This window comes from Pseudomonas chlororaphis (genome assembly GCF_001921865.1).
Lineage (GTDB): Bacteria > Pseudomonadota > Gammaproteobacteria > Pseudomonadales > Pseudomonadaceae > Aquipseudomonas > Aquipseudomonas chlororaphis_D.
In genome coordinates this window covers 116,123-137,393 of sequence record NZ_MSCT01000016.1, presented here as the reverse complement: position 1 = coordinate 137,393, position 21,271 = coordinate 116,123, and the positions used below count along the sequence as shown (strand labels likewise).

The following is a 21,271-nucleotide window of genomic DNA, read 5'->3' as shown; positions in this document are numbered from 1 at the left end:
CAGGCGCTTGTACAGCGTATTGCGACTCACCCCCAGCCGTCGCGCCAGCAGGGAGATGTTGCCGCCCACGGCCTTGAGCTGGCGGTGCAGGTCGGTGGCGTCTTCCAGGTCGATGTCGCCGGGCGGTTCGTTGTTGGCGACGGGCTCCAGTCCCAAGTCGACAAAGAAGTCGTCCGGCAGGTGCTCGGCGCGGATCGGTTGGTCTTCGGCCATGGCCAGTGCCACCTGCATCACGCTGCTGACCTGACGCAGGTTGCCCGGCCAGGGATGGCGCTCGAACAAGGCCTGGACGTCGCGGCTCAAGCCGGCCCATTGCCCCGGGTCGCGGTGCTGTTCCCAGAGGCGCTTGAACAGCGCCTGCTTGTCGCTGCGTTCGCGCAGGGGTGGCAGTTCCAGGGTCAGGCCGCCGATGCGGTAATACAGGTCTTCGCGAAAGCGCCCGAGCTGCACCTGTTCGCGTAGGGAACGGTTGGTGGCCGAGATGATGCGGATGTCCACCGGGAACAGTTCGCTGCTGCCCACCGGTTGCACGCAGCGTTCCTGTAGCACCCGCAACAGGCGGGCCTGGGTGGGCAGGGGCATGTCGCCGATTTCGTCGAGGAACAACGTGCCTTTGTCGGCTTTGCGGATCAGGCCGATGCTGCCTTTCTGATTGGCCCCGGTGAAGGCGCCCTTTTCGTAGCCGAACAGTTCGGACTCCACCAGTTCGGCGGGGATCGCCGCGCAGTTCACGGCGATGAATGCCTGTTTGCTCCTGGAACTGGCCTGGTGCAAGGCCTTGACGAAGACCTCCTTGCCGACCCCGGTTTCGCCGTGGATCAGCAGCGGAATGTCCTTTTCCAGCAACCGCTCGGCCTGGCGCACGGCTTTCTCGACCCGGCTGTCACCGAAGTGCAAGGTGTTCAGGCTGATGTTTTCGAGGTCGACGGGGGCCGGCTGGGCGGCGGGCGCGGCGAAAACCCGGGCCTGGATCGGCGCTTGCCGCGGACGCTTGAGCAGGCAGTGGAAACGGTTGCGCCCGGCGGCCTGCAGGGCGAACGGCAAGCCCTCGGGCTGGTTGAGCAATTCGAGCAAGGACACCTTGAACAGGCTGTCGATGGCCACCCGGGACAGGCTGAGACCCAACAGGTTGTCGGCGCGGCGGTTGGCCGAAAGCACCTGGCCGCTTTCGTCAAAGATCAGCAGGCCGGCCCACTGGCTGTCGAGGTTGTTCAGCCCGGTGTTGAAGGTCAGCTGGAAATGCCGGCCTTCGAACAGGTTGAGGATCAGCCGGTTCTCCACGGTCTGGCTCATCATCTTGACCATGCCCAGGGTGTGGGACGGCGGCAGGTAGCTGTCGCTGGAGACGTCCAGCACCGCGATCACCCGGCGCTCGGCGTCGAAGATCGGCGCCGCCGAGCCGGTCATGAAACGGTTGGCCTTGAGGAAGTGTTCGTCGTGCTCGATATGCACCGCCTGCTCGCAGGCCAGGGCGGTGCCGATGGCGTTCGTCCCGCTGCAGTGTTCCAGCCAACTGGCGCCGGCGCTGAAACCGCGGGCCAGGCTGGGCTCGATAAAACGTTGGGTGCCCCAGGACGTCAGCACCTGCCCCTGGTTGTCGGCGAGCATGATCAGGCAATTGGAGTTGCTGAGGATGTTCTCGTAATAAGGCAGCACTTCCTGGTGAGTGGTCTGCACCAGGGCGTGCTGGCTTTCCAGCAACTGGGCGATGCGCTCGGCGGGCAGTTGGTCGAAGGCGGGCGCGCTCTGGTGGTTGAGCCCAAAGGCCCGGCAGCGGCTCCAGGAGTCCTTGACGACGGTCTCGTGCGACAGCGGTGGGGCAGGAGCGCTCATGTTGACGGGTCTCTTCTTGTTCTTGTTATGACGGGCTGCGCTTCCTGCATCCGCGATCGGCCTGGGAACACACGTCGGCCGGTTTACGACGGCTGCGCCGCCGATCGCAGCCTGCGGCAGCGGCTACATAAAGCAGTCCTGGCCACGAAAACGTTCATCCAGTGTTGTTCACGATTGTTCATTGTCAACCGCCGGATTGTTCAGTTGTTCAGCCTGGGTTGTTCATTTCTGTTCAGCAGCGAAACCGCGAATGTCCGGCCTTTACATAAACCTTCGGCTTATCAGTGGCTTGGTGTTGAACAGTGGTTCTGGCACGAAAGTCGCTCTGCTGCTGCGGTCGCTTGACTCCAATAATAAAAAAGGCCGAGCCATGTCATTAACGCTGGAACACGTCAGCCGTGTCGTCGAGGGCCAGACCTGGATCGACGACATCTCGCTGCGCTTCGAACCCGGTTCCTTCAATGTGTTGCTGGGGCGCACGCTGTCCGGCAAGACCAGCCTGATGCGCCTGATCGCCGGGCTCGACAAGCCCGCCAGCGGGCGGATCCTGATGAACGGCGTGGACGTTACCGGGCGGCCGGTGCGGCTGCGCAACGTGTCGATGGTCTATCAGCAGTTCATCAACTACCCGACCCTGACCGTGTTCGAGAACATTGCCTCGCCGCTGCGCCAGGCGGGTGTCTCGGCCGAGTTGATCCAGAGCAAGGTGCTGGAAACGGCGAAGATGCTGCGGATCGAAAAATTCCTGCAGCGCCACCCGCTGGAGCTGTCCGGCGGCCAGCAGCAACGTACGGCCATGGCCCGGGCGCTGGTCAAGGATGCCGAGCTGATCCTGTTCGACGAACCGCTGGTCAACCTCGATTACAAGCTGCGCGAAGAGCTGCGCCAGGAAATGCGCGAGCTGTTCCAGGCGCGCCACACCATTGCCATCTACGCCACCACCGAACCCAACGAGGCCTTGGCCCTGGGCGGCACGACCACGATCCTGCATGAAGGTCGCCTGGTGCAGAGCGGCAAGACCGCCGAGGTCTATCACCAGCCGCGGACGGTGCTGGCCGCCGAGCTGTTCTCCGAGCCGCCGATCAACCTGATGCCGGGACGCATTGCCGGCAATGAAGTGAGCTTCGCCAATTTCGTGCATTTTCCCCTGAACGTGGATTTGCGTCCGGTGGGCGAGGGCGAATTCCGTTTCGGCGTGCGGCCCAGCCATATCTCCCTGGTGCCGAGCAACGACGACGACCTGGAGCTGGCGGTGACTGTCGAGGTGGCGGAAATCAGCGGCTCGGAAACCTTCCTCCATGTGCGCAACGAACACTTCCTGCTGGTGCTGCACCTGTCGGGCGTGCACGAATACGACGTCGACGCGCCGATCCGCATTTATATCCCCACCCACAAACTGTTCGTCTTCGATGCCCAGGGCCGTCTGGTCCAGGCGCCGAGACAGCGCGTCGCGAGGGTTGCCTGATGGCCGAGATCCGTTTGCACAACCTCGCGCACAGCTACACCAGTACCCCCGCGGGCCCCGAGGACTATGCGATCCGCGAGATGAACCATATCTGGGAGCAGGGCGGCGCCTATGCCTTGCTCGGGCCGTCGGGCTGCGGCAAGTCGACCCTGCTCAACATCATTTCCGGGCTGCTCAGCCCCTCCCAGGGGCAGGTGTTGTTCGACACCCGGGTGGTCAACGAGCTGACGCCCGAGAAGCGCAATATCGCCCAGGTTTTCCAGTTTCCGGTGGTCTACGACACCATGACGGTGTTCGACAACCTGGCCTTCCCGCTGCGCAACCAGGGCATGGCCGAGGCCAAGGTGCACAGCAAGGTGCAGGAGATCGCCGAGGTCCTCGACCTGCAGGCGTTGTTGAACAAGAAGGCGCGTAATCTCAGTGCCGATGAGAAGCAGAAGGTCTCCATGGGCCGCGGGCTGGTGCGCGACGACGTGTCGGCGATCCTCTTCGACGAGCCGCTGACGGTGATCGACCCGCACCTGAAGTGGAAGCTGCGGCGCAAGCTCAAGCAGATCCATGAGCAGTTCAATATCACCATGGTGTATGTCACCCACGACCAGCTCGAAGCCTCGACCTTCGCCGACAAGATCGCGGTGATGTACGGCGGGCAGATTGTCCAGTTCGGTACGCCGCGGGAGTTGTTCGAGCGGCCGAGCCACACCTTTGTCGGCTACTTCATCGGCAGCCCGGGGATGAACCTGATCGAGGTCCGGGCCGAACCCGGCGGCGTCGGTTTCGCCGGGACTCACCTGGCCTTGCCCGAGGCGATGCAGCAGCGAATTGCCGAGAGCGGTTGCCAGGGCCTGAAAGTCGGCATCCGCCCGGAGTTCATCCATGTCTGGGACGAACCCTACGATGAGGCGTTGCAGGCCGAGGTGATGCACGTCGAAGACCTGGGCACCTACAAGATCATGACCCTGGACCTCGACGGCGCCGTGCTGAAAGTGCGCCTGGCCGAAGACAAACCAGTGCCGCAGGGCCAGGCCAGCATCAGCTTTCCCGCGCAGTGGCTGATGGTCTATGCCGACGAATACCTGCTGGAGGCCCACGCCCCGAACGAGGTTCAGCCATGAACAAGGTGCAGAACAACAAGGCCTGGTGGCTGGTGTTGCCGGTGTTCCTGCTGGTGGCGTTCAGCGCGGTGATCCCGATGATGACCGTGGTCAACTACTCGGTGCAGGACATCTTCGACCAGTCCAGCCGCTACTTCGTCGGTGCCGACTGGTACCGCCAGGTGCTGCTCGACCCGCGCCTGCACGACTCGCTGCTGCGTCAGTTCATTTATTCGGCCTGCGTGCTGCTGATCGAAATCCCCTTGGGGATAGCCATCGCCCTGACTATGCCGAGCAAGGGTCGCTGGTCGTCGGCGGTGCTGATCATCCTGGCCATCCCGCTGCTGATTCCGTGGAACGTGGTGGGCACCATCTGGCAGATCTTCGGCCGCGCCGATATCGGCCTGATGGGCTCGACGCTGAATGCCCTGGGCATCAACTACAACTACGCGGCCAACACCATGGACGCCTGGGTCACGGTGCTGGTGATGGATGTCTGGCACTGGACCTCGCTGGTGGCGCTGCTGTGCTACTCGGGGCTGCGGGCGATTCCGGACGTGTATTACCAGGCGGCGCGCATCGACCGGGCTTCGAACTGGGCGGTGTTCCGGCATATCCAGTTGCCGAAGATGAAGAGCGTGCTGCTGATCGCGGTGATGCTGCGCTTCATGGACAGCTTCATGATCTACACCGAGCCGTTCGTGCTCACCGGCGGCGGGCCGGGCAACGCCACGACCTTCCTCAGCCAGACCCTGACCCAAATGGCCATCGGCCAGTTCGACCTGGGCCCGGCCGCGGCGTTCTCCTTGGTGTATTTCCTGATCATCCTGCTGGTGTCCTGGCTGTTCTACACCGCCATGACCCACTCCGACGCCAATCGCTGAGGCCTGCCGCCATGACCAAGCGCAAGCTGATACCGCTGCTGATCTACATCCTGTTCCTGCTGGTGCCGATCTACTGGTTGCTGAACATGTCGTTCAAGAGCAACAACGAGATCCTCGGCAGCCTGACCCTGTGGCCCCAGGATTTTACCTGGCACAACTACAAGGTGATCTTCACCGACCCCAGCTGGTACACCGGCTACCTCAACTCCCTGTATTACGTCAGCCTCAACACGGTGATTTCCCTGAGCGTGGCGCTGCCGGCGGCCTATGCCTTCTCGCGCTACCGCTTCCTTGGCGACAAGCACCTGTTCTTCTGGCTGCTGACCAACCGCATGGCGCCGCCGGCGGTGTTCCTGCTGCCGTTCTTCCAGCTGTATTCATCCATCGGCTTGTTCGATACGCACATCGCCGTGGCCCTGGCCCACTGCCTGTTCAACGTGCCGCTGGCGGTGTGGATCCTCGAGGGCTTCATGTCCGGGGTGCCCAAGGAAATCGACGAAACCGCCTACATCGATGGCTACAGCTTTCCCAAGTTCTTCGTGAAGATCTTCGTCCCGCTGATCGGTTCGGGGATCGGCGTGACGGCGTTCTTCTGCTTCATGTTTTCCTGGGTCGAGCTGTTGTTGGCACGGACCCTGACCTCGGTCAACGCCAAGCCGATCGCCGCGGTGATGACCCGCACCGTGTCCGCCTCCGGGATCGACTGGGGCGTGCTGGCGGCGGCCGGGGTGCTGACCATCCTGCCGGGCATGCTGGTGATCTGGTTCGTGCGCAACCATGTGGCCAAGGGCTTTGCCCTGGGCCGGGTATGAGGGGCTGATGATGGAATGGATGAGTTGGACGGTCCCCACGGCGGCGTTCTTTGCCGTCATCGGCTTGATCCTGGTGGGCATGACCGTTTGGGAGTTGAGTTCGCCCAGTGTGTTGCGACGAGGTCTTCTGCCGATTGCCACCACCCGTGGCGATCGCTTGTTTATCGGTCTTCTCGGTAGCGCCTACCTGCACTTGCTGGTCATCGGCGTTACCGACTGGAGCATCTGGGTCGCGTCTGCGTTGTCCCTGGTGTGGCTGTTGGCTGTGATGCGTTGGGGTTGATACTGATCCCACCCCTGTAGGCGCGAGCGTGCTCGCGAAGAATTCCGGCGCGCCGCGTACAGCCTGGTTCTACGCGCCATCGCTAGCGACCTTCGCGAGCACGCTCGCTGCTACAGGGAGAGGCATGGGTATCGATCCTCTTTGAACTTAACCGGGAGATCTCTATGTTCGACAAAAACAATAAGCTGCGACATAGCATTTCATTGGCGGCCATGCTGGCACTCAGCGGTCTGAGCGCGTCCGCCTGGGCCGATGCCTATGAAGACGCTGCGAAAAAATGGATCGGCAACGAATTCAAACCGTCGACCCTGACGGCCGAGCAGCAGCTCGAGGAGTTGAAGTGGTTTATCAAGGCCGCCGAGCCGTTTCGCGGCATGGACATCAAGGTGGTTTCGGAAACCCTGACCACCCACGAGTACGAGTCCAAGGTGCTGGCCAAGGCCTTCAGTGAAATCACCGGCATCAAACTGACTCACGACCTACTGCAAGAAGGCGACGTGGTGGAGAAGTTGCAGACCGTGATGCAGTCCGACAAGAGCATCTATGACGGTTGGGTCAACGACTCCGATTTGATCGGCACGCACTTTCGCTACGGCAAGACCGAATCGATCACCGACCTGATGGCCAACGAAGGCAAGGACTTCACCTCGCCGACCCTGGACATCAAGGACTTCATCGGCCTCTCGTTCACCACCGCGCCGGACGGCAAGATCTACCAGTTGCCCGACCAGCAGTTCGCCAACCTGTACTGGTTCCGCGCCGACTGGTTCGAGCGGCCAGAGTTGAAAGCCAAGTTCAAGGAAAAGTACGGCTACGAGTTGGGCGTGCCGGTGAACTGGTCGGCCTATGAAGACATCGCCAAGTTCTTCAGCGAAGACGTCAAGGAAATCGACGGCAAGCGGGTCTATGGGCACATGGATTACGGCAAGAAAGATCCGTCCCTGGGCTGGCGCTTCACCGATGCCTGGTTCTCCATGGCCGGCGGCGGCGACAAGGGTATCCCCAACGGCCTGCCGGTGGACGAATGGGGCATTCGTGTCGAGGATTGCCACCCGGTGGGTTCCAGCGTGACCCGTGGCGGCGATACCAACGGCCCGGCGGCGGTGTTCGCCACCACCAAATACGTCGACTGGCTGAAAAAATACGCGCCCCCGGAAGCTGCCGGCATGACCTTCTCCGAATCCGGGCCGGTACCGTCCCAGGGCAACATCGCCCAGCAGATCTTCTGGTACACCGCGTTCACCGCCGACATGACCAAGCCGGGCCTGCCGGTGGTCAACGCCGACGGCACGCCTAAGTGGCGCATGGCGCCGTCGCCGCGCGGCCCGTACTGGGAAGAGGGCATGAAGCTCGGTTATCAGGACGTGGGGTCGTGGACATTCATGAAGTCTACGCCGGAGAAACAGAAACTCGCGGCCTGGCTGTACGCGCAGTTCGTGACCTCGAAAACCGTGTCGTTGAAGAAGACCATCGTCGGCCTGACGCCGATCCGCGAGTCGGACATCAACTCCCAGGCGATGACCGACCTGGCGCCGAAACTCGGTGGCCTGGTGGAGTTCTATCGCAGCCCGGCCCGCGTGCAGTGGACGCCGACCGGCACCAACGTGCCGGACTATCCGCGCCTGGCGCAATTGTGGTGGAGCCATATCGCCGAAGCGGCCAGTGGCGAAAAGACTCCGCAACAGGCGCTCGATGGCCTGGCCAAGGACCAGGACGCGATCATGAGCCGTCTCGAGCGCTCGAAGGCCCAGGCCACCTGCGCGCCGAAAATGAACCCCGAGCGCGACGCGCAATACTGGTTCGACCAACCGGGTGCGCCGAAGCCGAAACTGGCCAACGAGAAGCCCCAGGGCGAAACCGTGAGCTACAACGAACTGCTCAAGTCGTGGGAGGCGGCGCGCAAGTAAGGCTGTGGAGCGGAACAACCAAACGGCATCTTCGGGTGCCGTTTTTTGTGGGCGCCTTTTGGGGGGAAGGGGCTACGGCTATCGCGAGCACGCTCGCTCCGGCAATAACGCCGTGGGCCTCAGGCCAGTGTCGCCAGGCGTTCCACCATGTCGGGAAAACGTTCCACCAGGCGGATCAGGGTCGTGGCCTGGGCATTGGGTTTAGCGCGGCCTTGTTCCCAGTTCTCCAGGGTTCGGGTGTTGGTGCGCAGGTACATGGCAAACACCGACCGGGACAGGTTCAACTGCTGGCGAACCCGCAGCACTTCTTCGGCGCTGATGGGTAACAGGGCGTTCAGCTTGACCTTGTGCGTGCGCAGGGTGACCTTGCCCTGGCGCTCGTCGGCCAGGGCCTCGAAGCCTTCGACCAGTTCGGAAAAAATCTCACGTTTCATGATGGGCCCTCGCCTCGGTTTCTCTGTTCAGCAACTGCCTGAGCAGTTTTCTCTGTTGGGGTGTCAGGTCGTCCTGCTCGTTCTTCGCGTAAAGGGTGAAGAGCCAGAACTGCAAACCTGTGGACCACCAGTAATAAATCACCCTAATCCCACTGCGCTTGCCTTTGTGCCGTCGCTCATCGACAAAGCGCAACTTGCGCAAGCCGCCGGTGCCTTCGATGAGGTCGCCAGCCTCCGGGTTCTTCAGCAGCTCGAACTGCAGGCAGCGGAACAGTTCGTCATCCAGGTAGCTTTGGCGATAGCGCTGGAATGGGGGGAGCTCGATAAAAAGTGCGTCCATGCTTTGTACGTTACCTGCGTATATATTCGGAAAGGTAGGAGTAAAGGTCAAGCGGCCGAACAGGGCGTTGGTCGCCTTTTAATGACCTTAGGTTGCTGGAGCCGGGACGGGTGTAGGGCGCTTCTTGAAAGCCTGAAAGGCAATTCCCTTCATCGTGGAGGGGGAGGGCGGGGGGCTGTTTCGGAAAACAAAAACGGCGCCCGAAGGCGCCGTTTTGTCTGACTGCGTATCGCTGGGCGATCAGCCCGCCAGGCCGGATTGCTGAACCAGGGTCAGCAGCGGTTGCGGGTAGACGCCGAGGAAGAAGGCCAGGACCGCGATGGCTAGCAGCATCACGCCGCCTGCCTTCTGTTCCCAGTGCAGCTGGGCGTCGACGCGGCGCAGGTTCGGCTCGATCAGGTACAGGGTGACCATCACGCGCAGGTAGTAGAACACGCCGATGGCGCTACCCAGGACCAGGGAGCCGACCAGCCACCACTGATGCGCTTCGACACCGGTGGCGATGATGTAGAACTTGCCGATGAAGCCCGCGGTCAGCGGGATACCGGCCAGGGACAGCATCATCACGGTCAGGACGGCGGTCAGGTACGGACGGCGCCAGAACAGGCCGCGGTACTCGTACAGGGCATCCGCGTCGCGACCCTTGTAAGGCGAGGACATCAGGGTGATCACACCGAAGGCGCCGAGGCTGGTGATCACGTAGGTGACCAGGTACACGCCGATGGCTTCCATCGCCAGGCCCTTGCTCGCCACCAGGGCGATCAGCAGGTAACCGAAGTGAGCGATGGACGAGTAACCCAGCAGACGCTTGAGGTTGCTCTGGGTCAGCGCCAGCAGGTTACCGAACAGGATCGAAGCGATCGCGATCACGGTCAGCACGGTGTTCAACACACCGCTGCTGGCCACTGGCGAGATCTGGAACAGGCGAACCATCACCGCGAAGACCGCCACCTTGCTCGCGGTGGCCAGGAAGGCCGCCACTGGCGCCGGGGCGCCTTCGTAGACGTCCGGGGTCCACAGGTGGAAGGGCACCAGCGACAGCTTGAACGCCAGGCCGATCAGCATCATGCCCAGGCCCAGCTGGGCCAGCGGGCTAGGCAGGCCGGTGGCGGCCAAGGCCTGGCCGATGCCGTTGAAGCTCAGGCTGCCGGCTTCGGCGTAGAGCAGGGCCATGCCGAACAGCAGGAACGCGGAACCGGCGGCCGACAGCACCATGTACTTGATGCCGGCTTCCAGCGAACGCTTGTTGAAGAAGGCATAGGCCACCAGGCCGTAGACCGGTACCGAGAGCAGCTCCAGGCCGATGAACAAGCCGGCCAGGTGTTGCGCGCTGACCAGCACCAGGCCGCCGGCGGCGGCCATCAGGATCAGCAGGTACAGCTCTTCGCGGTTACCCGGGTAGCCGGTGCCGCCGTCGCCCAGGTAGGCGTGGGCGAGGGTGACGCAGGCCAGGGTGGCGACCAGGATCAGCGCCATGTACAGGCACGCGAACGAGTCGATCTGCAGCAGTGGAGTCACCGCCAGGGGCGCGACTTTCAAGGCTGGCAGGATCGACAGCAACGCCAGGTTCAGGCCGGCCACCGACAGCAGGAAGGTTTGCGAATGGTTGCGACGCCAGGCGATCGCCAGCATCACCACAACGATGGTGAGGCTGGTGATCAACAGCGGCGCAAGCGCGATAAAGTGTTGAATCGTAAAGTCCATAGCGCTCTTACCGGGCCGAAGCGAGTTGAGTGAAGGCGGTACCGAGCCATTGCTGCACGCCATGCATCGTAGCGGCAGAGGTATCGAGGAACGGTTGCGGGTAGACGCCGAGGTATACCAGCAGCGCTGCCAGGCCGAGCACCATGATCAGTTCGCGAGCATCCATGCCGTGCAGCACCGCGTCCGACTTGGACGGGCCGAAGTAGGCGCGGTGAATCATGATCAGCGAGTAGACCGAACCGAAGACCAGGCCGGACGTGGCGATCGCGGTGATCCACGGCGCGCTGGCGAAGGTGCCGATCAGGATCAGGAACTCGCCGACGAAGTTGCCGGTACCCGGCAGGCCCAGGGAGGCGGCCGCGAAGAACAGGCTGATGGCCGGCAGGTAGGCGATCTTCGACCACAGGCCGCCCATTTCACGCATGTCGCGGGTGTGGGTGCGTTCGTACAGCTGGCCGCTGAGGATAAACAGTGCCGCCGCCGACACGCCGTGGGCCAGCATCTGGATCACCGCGCCTTGCAGGGCCTGCTGGCTGCCGGAGTAGATGCCGATCAGCACGAAGCCCATGTGCGAAACGCTGGAGAAGGCGATCAGGCGCTTGATATCGGTCTGGGCGAAAGCCAGGAAGGCACCGTAGAAGATCCCGATCAGGCCCAGGGTCATGGCGATCGGCGCGAACTCGGCCGAGGCGTTCGGGAACAGCGGCAGGGCGAAACGCAGCAGGCCATAGGCCGCAGTCTTCAGCAGGATGCCCGCCAGGTCCACGGAGCCAGCGGTCGGTGCCTGGGCGTGAGCGTCAGGCAGCCAGGAGTGGAACGGCACCACCGGCAGTTTCACCGCGAAGGCGATGAAGAAACCGAGCATCAGGATGTATTCGGTGGTCAGCGACATCTTGGTCTTCAACAGGTCAGCGTAGTTGAAGGTAATCACGCCGGTGTTGTTGAAGTTGACCAGAACCAGACCGAGGATCGCCACCAGCATGATCAGGCCGGAAGCCTGGGTGAAGATGAAGAACTTGGTCGCCGCGTAGATCCGGGTTTTCTTGCCGTCCGAAGAACTGTGACCCCAGAGCGCGATGAGGAAGTACATCGGCACCAGCATCATTTCCCAGAAGAAGAAGAACATGAACAGGTCGAGGGCGAGGAACACGCCGACGACGCCGCCCAGGATCCACATCAGGTTCAGGTGGAAGAAGCCCACATGACGCTGGATCTCTTTCCACGAGCAGAGGACCGACAGCACGCCCAACAGGCCGGTCAGCAGGATCATCAACAGCGACAGGCCGTCGAGGGCCAGGTGCACGTTGATGCCGAAACGCTGGATCCAGACATGCTTGAATTCCAGGGCCCAGGTCGGATCGGCGCCAGGTGCCGGAGCGAATGAGTAGTCGCCATGGGCCCACAGCCAGAGGCCGAGAGCGAGTTCCAGGGACATGGTCAGCAGCGCAATCCAGCGGGGGAGGGTGGCGCCGAAGCGCTCACCCATCCAGCACAGCAGGCCGCCGATGAAGGGGATCAGGATTAGCCAAGGCAGAATCATGACGGGCTCAATTCCTTTCGCAAGTTCGCAAGGTTCATATCAGACCGCTACCAGCACGACGGCGCCGATAACCAGCACGGCACCGGCAGCCATCGAGGCGGCGTACCAACGCAGTTGACCGGTTTCCGTACGGCTCAGGGAGTTGTGACCCCCTTTGGCCAGGCGCGGGATCAGACCGATGGTCTGGTCGAGCGGGTCTTTGCGCAGTACATGGCTGATCGCCAGATAAGGCTTGACGAACAGTTTGTCGTAGATCCAGTCGAAGCCCCAGGCAGCGAACCACCAGGCTGAGAGGACGCGGCCGATACCGCTGTTGGCGACGGCGCTGACGAAGCGGCGCTTGCCGAGGAACAGCAGCGCGGCCAGCAGGATACCGGCGATGGCGATGGCGCCGGAGGCGATTTCCAGGCTGTGCTTGGCTTCGCCGCCGGCATGGCCGGCGCTCAGCGGCAGTACGCCGTGCAGCGGCGGGGTGATCATGGCGCCGACCGCGGTCGACAGCACGATCAGCACCGACAGCGGCAGCCAGTGGCTGATGCCGTGGCCAGCGTGGGCTTCGGTCTTGGCTTCGCCGTGGAAGGTGATGAAGATCAGGCGGAAGGTGTACAGCGAGGTCATGAACGCCCCCACCAGACCGGCATACAGCAGACCTTCGTTACCGCTGGCAAAGGCTTCCCAGAGGATCTCGTCCTTGGAGTAGAAACCGGCGGTGACCAATGGCAGGGCCGCCAGGGCCGCGCCGCCGACGATGAAGCTGGCGTAGGCCAGCGGCAGTTTCTTCCACAGGCCGCCCATCTTGAAGATGTTCTGCTCGTGGTGGCAGGCAACGATCACCGCGCCGGAAGCAAGGAACAGCAGGGCCTTGAAGAAGGCGTGGGTCATCAGGTGGAAGATCGCGCCGTCCCAGGCGCCAACGCCCAGGGCCAGGAACATGTAGCCGATCTGGCTCATGGTCGAGTAGGCGAGAATCCGCTTGATGTCGGTCTGCACCAGCGCGGCGAAGCCGGCCAGCACCAGGGTCACGCCGCCGACCACGCCCACCAGGTGCAGGATGTCCGGCGCCAGGGTGAACAGGCCGTGGGTACGGGCGATCAGGTAGACGCCGGCGGTAACCATGGTCGCGGCGTGGATCAGTGCCGAAACCGGGGTAGGACCGGCCATCGCGTCCGCCAACCAGGTCTGCAGCGGCAGTTGGGCGGATTTACCGACCGCGCCGCCGAGCAGCATCAGGGTGGCCAGGGTGATCCAGAAGTCGCCGGCCTGGAACTTCGCCGGCGCCGCCACCAGCAGTTGCTGGATGTTCAGGGTACCCAGCTGCTGGAACAGGATGAACAGGCCGATGGCCATGAACACGTCGCCGATACGGGTGACGATGAAGGCCTTGAGCGCGGCGTTACCGTTGTTGCGGTTGCTGTAGTAGAAACCGATCAACAGGTAGGAGCACAGGCCCACACCTTCCCAGCCGAAGTACAGGAACAGCAGGTCGTCGCCCAGCACCAGGAACAGCATGCTGGCGATGAACAGGTTGGTATAGGCGAAGAAGCGCGAGTAACCGGCTTCGCCGCGCATGTACCAGGAGGCGAACAGGTGGATCAGGAAGCCCACGCCCACCACCACGCCGAGCATGGTCACGGACAGGCCGTCCAGGTACAGGGCGAAGGTCGGCTTGAAGTCGCCTACGGCCATCCACTGCCACAGTACCTGGGTGACGTGGCCACCCTCGGGCGGCGCGACGTTGAATTGCCAGATCACATAAGCCGCGACGATCGCCGACAGGCCGATGGAGCCGACGCCGATCAGGGCGGCAAGGTTTTCCGAGATGCGTCCACGAGAGAACGACAGCAGCAGGAAACCGATCAGGGGGAATACGAAGGTCAGATAGAGAAGGTTCATCCGCGCATCTCGCTGGCAGCGTCGATATCGAGAGTGTGGAAGCGGCGATACAGCTGCAGCAGGATCGCCAGGCCAATACTGGCCTCGGCGGCTGCCAGGCTGATCACCAGGATGAACATGACTTGTCCATCCGGCTGCGCCCAGCGGGCGCCCGCGACGATGAAGGCCAGTGCAGAGGCGTTCATCATCACTTCCAGGCTCATCAATACGAAGAGAATGTTGCGGCGGACCATCAGGCCGACCAGACCGAGGCAGAACAGGATGCCGGCGACAGCCAGGCCATGTTCCAAGGGGATAGCAGGCATAGAGTTACTCCTTCGCCTCGTTGCGGCCCAGGTGGAACGCCGTGACGGCTGCGGCGAGCAGCAGCATCGAGGCGAGTTCGACCACCAGCAGGTAAGGTCCGAACAGGCTGATGCCCACGGCCTTGGCGTCCACGGTGGTTTGACCGATACCGGCACCGCTCTGGTGGCTGAACAGCACGTACAGCAGTTCGACCAGCAGCAGGGCGGCGAGAATCACCGGCCCGACCCAGATCCCCGGCTTGAGCCAGATGCGTTCCTGCTGGACCGAGGCAGGCCCCAGGTTCAGCATCATCACCACGAACACGAACAGCACCATGATGGCGCCGGCATAGGCGATCACTTCCAGCACACCGGCGAACGGCGCGCCAAGGCTGAAGAACGTCATCGCCACGGCGATCAGCGAAATGATCAGGTAGAGCAGGGCGTGTACAGGGTTGGTGTTGGTGACCACGCGCAGCGTGGAGACAACGGCGACACCTGACGCGAAATAGAAAGCGAATTCCATCTTTCTTCCTTAAGGCAGCAAGCTCTTCACGTTGATCGGCTCGGCTTCGTTTTGCGCGGCGCCTTTGGGCTTACCGGCAATGGCCATACCTGCAACACGATAGAAGTTGTAATCAGGGTTCTTTCCGGGGCCGGAGATCAGCAGATCTTCTTTCTCGTAAACCAGGTCCTGACGTTTGAACTCGGCCATCTCGAAATCCGGCGTGAGCTGGATCGCGGTGGTCGGGCAGGCTTCCTCGCAGAGGCCGCAAAAGATGCAACGCGAGAAGTTGATGCGGAAGAAGTCCGGGTACCAGCGACCGTCTTCGGTTTCAGCTTTCTGCAGCGAGATGCAACCCACCGGGCACGCCACGGCGCACAGGTTGCAGGCTACGCAACGCTCTTCGCCGTCGGGGTCGCGGGTCAATACGATACGGCCACGGTAGCGTGGCGGCAGGTAGACCGGCTCTTCCGGGTATTGCAGGGTGTCGCGCTTGCGAAAGCCATGGCCGAAGACCATCACCAGGCTGCGCAGTTGGGTACCGGTACCCTTAACGATGTCGCCAATATATTTGAACATGGGTCAAATCCTCACTGAACCGCGCCTGCTGGCGTGTTCAACAACACAAGCGCAGCAGTCACCAGCAAATTGATCAGGGTCAGCGGCAGGCAGAATTTCCAGCTGAAGTCCATCACCTGGTCATAACGCGGGCGCGGGATAGAGGCGCGCAGCAGGATGAACAGCATGATGAAGAACGCGGTCTTCAGGGCGAACCAGACGAAGGACAGTTGCGGCAGGATGCCGAACGGACCGTGCCAGCCACCGAAGAACAGGGTGACCAGCAACGCCGAGATCAGGATGATGCCGATGTATTCGCCAACGAAGAACATGCCCCATTTCATGCCGGCGTATTCAATGTGGTAACCGTCGGCCAGTTCCTGTTCCGCTTCCGGCTGGTCGAACGGGTGACGGTGAGTCACGGCCACGCCAGCGATGAAGAAGGTACAGAAGCCGAAGAACTGCGGAATGATGAACCACAGGTTCTGCGCCTGGTACTCGACGATGTCACGCATGTTGAACGAACCGACCTGGACCACGATGCCCATCAGCGCCAGGCCCATGAACACTTCATAGGACACGGTCTGGGCCGAGGCACGCAGGCTGCCCAGCAGGGCGAACTTGTTGTTGCTCGACCAGCCGGCGAACAGCACCGCGTAGACCGAAAGGCCGGCCATGGCGAAGAAGAACAGCAGGCCGATGTTCAGGTCCGCCACACCCCAGGTCGGGGTGATCGGGATGATCGCGAACGCGATCAGCAAGGCGCTCATGGCCACGACCGGCGCCAGGGTGAAGATCACCTTGTCGGCAAACGGCGGGGTCCAGTCTTCCTTGAAGAACATCTTCAGCATGTCGGCGGCGATCTGGAACATGCCGAACGGGCCGACGCGGTTCGGACCGTAGCGGTCCTGCCACCAGCCCAGCAGACGACGCTCGACGAAGCTGAGCAGGGCGCCTGCGACCACGACGGCGAGCATGATGACCAGGGCCTTGACGACCGCCAGGATCACGTCAATCACTTCAGGGGTGAACCAGGTCATTGCGCTGCCTCCTGCAGACCGTCAACGGATTTGCCAAAGATCGCCGGCGGAATGCCTGCCAGGCCGGCCGGCAGGGCCACCAGGCCAGCGCCCAGTTCTTCGTTGATGCGCAACGGCAGACGCAGGGTCTGGCCCGCCACGTTCAGCGCCAGCAGCGCGCCATCGTTGACGCCCAGGCGATCGGCCTCGGACTTGGCCAGGGAAACGTAGGCGGCCGGAATGCGTTCCTGGACCGGAGCGGCTTTGGAAGAGTTCTCTTCGCTGCCGAACAGGTGGTAGAACGGCACGGCTTGCCAGGTGCCCTGGGCCGGGGAGAAGGCGCGTGGCACGCTGGCGAACCAGCCGAGGCGGTCGCCCTGGCTTTCGATCAGGCGGGTGCCTGGATCGCCGGCGCGCAGGTGACCGCCGACTTCGTCCTGGAACTTGTTCCAGGCTTGCGGCGAGTTCCAGCCCGGCGACCAGGCGAACGGCACTTGGGAGCGCGGTTCGGCGGAGCCCGAGTAACCTTCCATGGAGAAGGCGAACGCGGTGTCCTTGTCTTGCGGGGTACGCGGTTCATGCACGCTGATGTCGGCGCGCATGGCGGTACGGCCGCTGTAGCGCAGCGGTTCGCGGGCCAGTTTCAGGCCCTTGATGCGGAACGACGCCGACGGTGCGGCATCGACGATGCGCGCCAGTTGCGCGGTGCTCTGGGCACAGGCGGCGGTGACGTGGTCCAGCTGGGTCCAGTCCACCGGTTTGTTCAGCAGGGTGGCGCGCAGGGCATGCAGCCAGCGCCAGCCTTCGCGAACCAGGATGCTGGCGTCCATGTAGGTCGGATCGAACACCTGGAAGAAGCGCTGGGCACGGCCTTCCTGGCTGACCAGGGTGCCGTCGCCTTCGGCGAAGCTCGCCGCTGGCAGAACCAGGTGCGCGCGATCGCTGGTGGCGGTCTTCTGGTGGTCGGCGACAATCAGCACTTTCGCGGCATTCAGCGCGGCGTCGACTTGAGCGGCGTCGGTGCGGGTGTACAGATCGTTTTCCAGCACGACGATGGCGTCGGCGCTGCCGGAGATTACCGCTTGCAGGGCCGCGTCCACCGATTCGCCACCGAGCATGGCCAGGCCGAGGCTGTTGGCCTCAGGCACGATCAGGCTGATGGAGCCGTTCTTCTCGCGCAGCTTCAGGGCCTTGGCGATGTTGGCGGCCGCTTCGATCAGTGCCTTGGAACCCAGGGAGGTGCCGGCGACGATCAGCGGGCGCTTGGCCGTGAGCAGGGCGTCGGCGATGCGCTTGGCCAGCTCCTGGGCTTCGGCGTCCAGGCCTTCGACGGCCGGGGCGCTGGCGTCCAGGGCGTGGGCCACGGCGAAACCGATGCGCGCCAGGTCGTCGGGAGCGGCGTGTACACACTCCTCGGCGACGTCGTCGAGCTTGGTTTCAGCCAGGGTCGCGATAAACAGCGGGTTCAGCGCGTGCTGGCCGATGTTTTTCACCGCGGCGTCGAGCCACGGTTGAACGCGCATGGCCTCGGCCATGTCTTCGGCCTTGCCCTTGACCGACTGGCGCAGGGCGAGGGCCATGCGGGCGGCGGTCTGGGTCAGGTCTTCGCCGAGGACGAACACCGCGTCGTGGTCTTCGATGTCGCGCAGGGTCGGTACGGGCAGCGGGCTGTCGTTCAGCACTTGCAGGACCAGGCGAATGCGCTCCAGCTCGGCGGCTTCGATGCCGGAGTAGAAGTGCTCGGCGCCGACCAGCTCACGCAGGGCGTAGTTGCTTTCGAGGCTGGCGCGGGGCGAGCCGATGCCGACGATATTGCGACCGCGCAGCAGGTCGGCGGCCTTGTCCAGCGCCTGGTCCAGGCTCAGCTTGGTGCCGTTGTCCAGCAGCGGCTGGCGCGGGCGGTCTTCGCGGTTGACGTAGCCGTAGCCGAAGCGGCCGCGGTCGCACAGGAAGTACTGGTTCACCGAACCGTTGTAGCGGTTCTCGATGCGCCGCAGTTCGCCGTAGCGCTCGCCCGGGGAGATGTTGCAACCGCTGGAGCAGCCATGGCAGATGCTCGGCGAGAACTGCATGTCCCACTTGCGGTTGTAGCGTTCGGAGTGGGTCTTGTCGGTGAACACACCGGTCGGGCAGACCTCGGTGAGGTTGCCGGAGAACTCGCTTTCCAGGGTGCCGCTTTCGACGCGACCGAAGTACACGTTGTCGTGGGCGCCGTATACACCCAGGTCGGTGCCGCCGGCATAGTCCTTGTAGAAACGCACGCAGCGGTAGCAGGCGATGCAGCGGTTCATCTCGTGAGCGATGAACGGGCCGAGTTCCTGGTTCTGGTGGGTGCGCTTGGTGAAGCGATAACGGCGCTCGTTGTGGCCGGTCATCACCGTCATGTCTTGCAGGTGGCAGTGACCGCCTTCCTCGCAGACCGGGCAGTCGTGCGGGTGGTTGGTCATCAGCCATTCGACGACGCTGGCGCGGAAGGCCTTGGATTCTTCATCGTCGATGGAGATCCAGGTGTTGTCGGTGGCGGGAGTCATGCAGGACATGACGATGCGACCGCGGGTGTCGTTCTCGTCGGTGTACTGCTTGACCGCGCACTGGCGACAGGCACCGACGCTACCGAGAGCGGGGTGCCAGCAGAAGTAAGGGATGTCGAGGCCTAGCGACAGACATGCCTGTAACAGGTTGTCTGCCCCATCGACTTCGAGCGCTTTGCCGTCTACGTGGATAGTGGCCATGGTTCAAAGTTCTTCGTTGGCCCGGTGTCAGCGGGCGTGGCTAATGGAATCTCGTTTTCGCGTGAATCAAAACAGCCGCGCGCGGCGTCATCACACGAAAAGCGAAGGGCACGGACCCTTCGCTTCTTTAAGCGTTACGCGCCGACTACGATCGGCCTTGCCAGAGGCGGGACGGCAGCGCTGGTAGGCGCGATGCCGGCTTCGAACTCCGGACGGAAGTATTTGATGGCGCTGCCCAACGGCTCCACGGCACCCGGTGCGTGAGCACAGAAGGTCTTGCCTGGGCCGAGGAAGCCGACCAGGCCCAGCAGCGTCTCGATGTCGCCGGGCTGGCCTTCGCCTTTCTCGATCGCCATCAGCAGCTTGACGCTCCATGGCAAGCCATCGCGGCACGGGGTGCAGAAGCCGCAGGATTCGCGGGCGAAGAACTGCTCCATGTTGCGCAGCAGCGACACCATGTTGACGCTGTCGTCCACCGCCATGGCCAGGCCGGTGCCCATGCGGGTGCCCACCTTGGCGATGCCGCCGGCGTACATCTGGGCGTCTAGGTGTTCCGGCAACAGGAAACCGGTACCGGCGCCGCCTGGCTGCCAGCACTTGAGCTTGAAGCCGTCGCGCATGCCGCCGGCGTAGTCCTCGAACAGCTCGCGCGCGGTCACGCCGAACGGCAGCTCCCACAGGCCAGGGTTCTTCACTTTGCCGGAGAAGCCCATCAGCTTGGTGCCGTGGTCTTCGCTGCCTTCGCGAGCGAGGGATTTGTACCAGTCCACGCCGTCGCCGATGATCGCCGGCACGTTGCACAGGGTCTCGACGTTGTTCACGCAGGTCGGCTTGCCCCACACGCCGACGGCGGCAGGGAAGGGCGGCTTGGAGCGCGGGTTGGCGCGGCGACCTTCGAGGGAGTTGATCAGCGCGGTTTCTTCACCGCAGATGTAACGCCCGGCGCCGGTGTGCACGAACAGCTCGAAATCGAAGCCCGAGCCCAGGATGTTCTTGCCCAAGAGGCCTGCGGCCTTGGCTTCTTCCACGGCACGGTTGAGGTGCTTGGCGGCAGTGGTGTACTCGCCGCGCAGGAAGATGTAGCCGCGGTAGGTTTTCAGCGCGCGGGCGCTGATCAGCATGCCTTCGATCAGCAGATGGGGCAGTTGCTCCATCAGCATGCGGTCCTTCCAGGTGTTGGGCTCCATTTCATCCGCGTTGCACAGCAGGTAGCGGATGTTCATGGATTCGTCTTTGGGCATCAGGCCCCACTTCACGCCAGTGGGGAAGCCCGCGCCGCCGCGACCCTTGAGGCCAGCGTCCTTGACGGTCTGGACGATGTCGTCCTGGGACAGGTCGGCGAAGGCCTTGCGTGCCGCGGCGTAGCCGTTCTTGGCCTGGTACTCGTCGAGCCATACCGGCTCGCCGTCGTCGCGCAGGCGCCAAGTCAGCGGGTGGGTTTCCGGGCTGCGCTGGATGCGGTTGGCCGGGCCAAAGGATGTCAGGGTCATACGTAGCCCTCCAACAGCTTGGCCACGCCAGCTGGCTGCACGTCGCCGAAAGTGTCGTCGTCGATCATCAGCGCCGGGGCCTTGTCGCAGTTGCCCAGGCAGCACACCGGCAGCAGGGTGAAGCGGCCGTCGGCGGTGGTCTGGCCGAGGCCGATGCCCAGCTCGCTCTGGATCTGGCCGACCACGGACTCGTGGCCGCCGATGTAGCAGACCATGCTGTCGCAGACGCGGATGATGTGGCGGCCGACCGGTTGACGGAAGATCTGGCTGTAGAACGTCGCCACGCCTTCTACGTCGCTGGCCGGGATGCCGAGGATCTCGCCGATGGCATAGAGCGCGCCGTCAGGCACCCAGCCACGTTCCTTCTGGACGATCTTCAGGGCTTCGATCGACGCCGCGCGCGGGTCTTCGTAGTGATGCAGCTCGTGCTCGATGGCCGAGCGCTCGGTTTCGCTCAGGGCGAAACGGTCTGTCTGGATAAGCGTGCTGTTCAT

General features: G+C 63.1%; 19 protein-coding genes. 6 read left to right on the top strand and 13 right to left on the bottom strand.

The annotated features are described in order from the left end of the window. Nucleotides 1-1,833: sigma-54-dependent Fis family transcriptional regulator (locus tag BTN82_RS18575; protein ID WP_075120568.1), on the bottom strand; the 1,833-nt coding region annotated here is incomplete at its 3' end. A gap of 370 nt (nucleotides 1,834-2,203) precedes the next feature. Between BTN82_RS18575 and BTN82_RS18570 the strand changes: the two genes are divergently transcribed. From BTN82_RS18570 to BTN82_RS18545, 6 genes are all read left to right on the top strand, one after another. After that, nucleotides 2,204-3,298 (top strand): ABC transporter ATP-binding protein, encoded by a 1,095-nt coding sequence (locus BTN82_RS18570; RefSeq protein ID WP_075120567.1) that lies wholly within the window; start codon nucleotides 2,204-2,206, stop codon nucleotides 3,296-3,298. After that, nucleotides 3,298-4,413 (top strand): ABC transporter ATP-binding protein, encoded by a 1,116-nt coding sequence (locus BTN82_RS18565; protein WP_075120566.1) that lies wholly within the window; start codon nucleotides 3,298-3,300, stop codon nucleotides 4,411-4,413. The genes BTN82_RS18570 and BTN82_RS18565 overlap by 1 nt, the downstream gene beginning before the upstream one ends. Then, nucleotides 4,410-5,276 carry a carbohydrate ABC transporter permease gene (locus tag BTN82_RS18560; protein ID WP_075120565.1) on the top strand — a complete coding sequence of 289 codons (867 nt, stop codon included), beginning with the start codon at nucleotides 4,410-4,412 and terminating at the stop codon, nucleotides 5,274-5,276. The genes BTN82_RS18565 and BTN82_RS18560 overlap by 4 nt, the downstream gene beginning before the upstream one ends. A gap of 11 nt (nucleotides 5,277-5,287) precedes the next feature. After that, nucleotides 5,288-6,088 carry a carbohydrate ABC transporter permease gene (locus BTN82_RS18555; RefSeq protein ID WP_007929618.1) on the top strand — a complete coding sequence of 267 codons (801 nt, stop codon included), beginning with the start codon at nucleotides 5,288-5,290 and terminating at the stop codon, nucleotides 6,086-6,088. A gap of 10 nt (nucleotides 6,089-6,098) precedes the next feature. Further along, on the top strand, nucleotides 6,099-6,371 hold the full coding sequence (locus BTN82_RS18550) for a DUF2160 domain-containing protein (RefSeq protein ID WP_075120576.1): 273 nt from the start codon (nucleotides 6,099-6,101) through the stop codon (nucleotides 6,369-6,371). A 164-nt stretch (nucleotides 6,372-6,535) separates the two neighbouring features. Then, nucleotides 6,536-8,278, top strand: coding sequence for an ABC transporter substrate-binding protein (locus BTN82_RS18545; RefSeq protein WP_075120564.1), 1,743 nt, complete (start codon nucleotides 6,536-6,538; stop codon nucleotides 8,276-8,278). A 119-nt stretch (nucleotides 8,279-8,397) separates the two neighbouring features. On the opposite strand, the gene BTN82_RS18540 is transcribed toward BTN82_RS18545, so the two are convergent. The 12 genes from BTN82_RS18540 to nuoE all read right to left on the bottom strand — a co-directional run bounded on the left by BTN82_RS18540 (nucleotide 8,398) and on the right by nuoE (nucleotide 21,271). Then, on the bottom strand, nucleotides 8,398-8,712 hold the full coding sequence (locus tag BTN82_RS18540; protein ID WP_075120563.1) for a helix-turn-helix domain-containing protein: 315 nt from the start codon (nucleotides 8,710-8,712) through the stop codon (nucleotides 8,398-8,400). After that, nucleotides 8,702-9,052 (bottom strand): toxin, encoded by a 351-nt coding sequence (locus BTN82_RS18535; protein ID WP_075120562.1) that lies wholly within the window; start codon nucleotides 9,050-9,052, stop codon nucleotides 8,702-8,704. The genes BTN82_RS18540 and BTN82_RS18535 overlap by 11 nt, the downstream gene beginning before the upstream one ends. A 240-nt stretch (nucleotides 9,053-9,292) precedes the next feature. Then, complete coding sequence (gene nuoN / locus BTN82_RS18530) at nucleotides 9,293-10,756, bottom strand: NADH-quinone oxidoreductase subunit NuoN (protein ID WP_075120561.1); 1,464 nt, start codon at nucleotides 10,754-10,756, stop codon at nucleotides 9,293-9,295. 7 nt (nucleotides 10,757-10,763) lie between these two features. Continuing rightward, complete coding sequence (nuoM, locus tag BTN82_RS18525; protein ID WP_075120560.1) at nucleotides 10,764-12,296, bottom strand: NADH-quinone oxidoreductase subunit M; 1,533 nt, start codon at nucleotides 12,294-12,296, stop codon at nucleotides 10,764-10,766. Nucleotides 12,297-12,335: 39 nt separating this feature from the next. After that, nucleotides 12,336-14,189, bottom strand: coding sequence for an NADH-quinone oxidoreductase subunit L (gene nuoL, locus BTN82_RS18520; RefSeq protein ID WP_075120559.1), 1,854 nt, complete (start codon nucleotides 14,187-14,189; stop codon nucleotides 12,336-12,338). Continuing rightward, a complete protein-coding gene (gene nuoK / locus BTN82_RS18515; RefSeq protein WP_044463936.1) occupies nucleotides 14,186-14,494 on the bottom strand; it encodes an NADH-quinone oxidoreductase subunit NuoK in 309 nt (102 codons plus the stop codon). Before nuoK ends, nuoL begins: the two co-directional genes overlap by 4 nt. Nucleotides 14,495-14,498: 4 nt before the next feature. After that, nucleotides 14,499-14,999: an NADH-quinone oxidoreductase subunit J gene (gene nuoJ / locus BTN82_RS18510; RefSeq protein ID WP_075120558.1), complete on the bottom strand. Its 501-nt coding sequence runs from the start codon at nucleotides 14,997-14,999 to the stop codon at nucleotides 14,499-14,501. Nucleotides 15,000-15,008: 9 nt separating this feature from the next. Continuing rightward, the gene (gene nuoI / locus BTN82_RS18505; protein WP_075120557.1) at nucleotides 15,009-15,557 is read right to left on the bottom strand and encodes an NADH-quinone oxidoreductase subunit NuoI; all 549 of its coding nucleotides are present in this window, start codon (nucleotides 15,555-15,557) and stop codon (nucleotides 15,009-15,011) included. 11 nt (nucleotides 15,558-15,568) lie between these two features. Beyond that, on the bottom strand, nucleotides 15,569-16,576 hold the full coding sequence (gene nuoH / locus BTN82_RS18500) for an NADH-quinone oxidoreductase subunit NuoH (RefSeq protein WP_075120556.1): 1,008 nt from the start codon (nucleotides 16,574-16,576) through the stop codon (nucleotides 15,569-15,571). After that, nucleotides 16,573-19,287 (bottom strand): NADH-quinone oxidoreductase subunit NuoG, encoded by a 2,715-nt coding sequence (gene nuoG / locus BTN82_RS18495; protein WP_075120555.1) that lies wholly within the window; start codon nucleotides 19,285-19,287, stop codon nucleotides 16,573-16,575. Before nuoG ends, nuoH begins: the two co-directional genes overlap by 4 nt. Before the next feature lie 134 nt (nucleotides 19,288-19,421). Further along, nucleotides 19,422-20,777 (bottom strand): NADH-quinone oxidoreductase subunit NuoF, encoded by a 1,356-nt coding sequence (gene nuoF / locus BTN82_RS18490; protein ID WP_075120554.1) that lies wholly within the window; start codon nucleotides 20,775-20,777, stop codon nucleotides 19,422-19,424. After that, nucleotides 20,774-21,271 carry an NADH-quinone oxidoreductase subunit NuoE gene (nuoE, locus tag BTN82_RS18485; protein ID WP_075120553.1) on the bottom strand — a complete coding sequence of 166 codons (498 nt, stop codon included), beginning with the start codon at nucleotides 21,269-21,271 and terminating at the stop codon, nucleotides 20,774-20,776. Before nuoE ends, nuoF begins: the two co-directional genes overlap by 4 nt.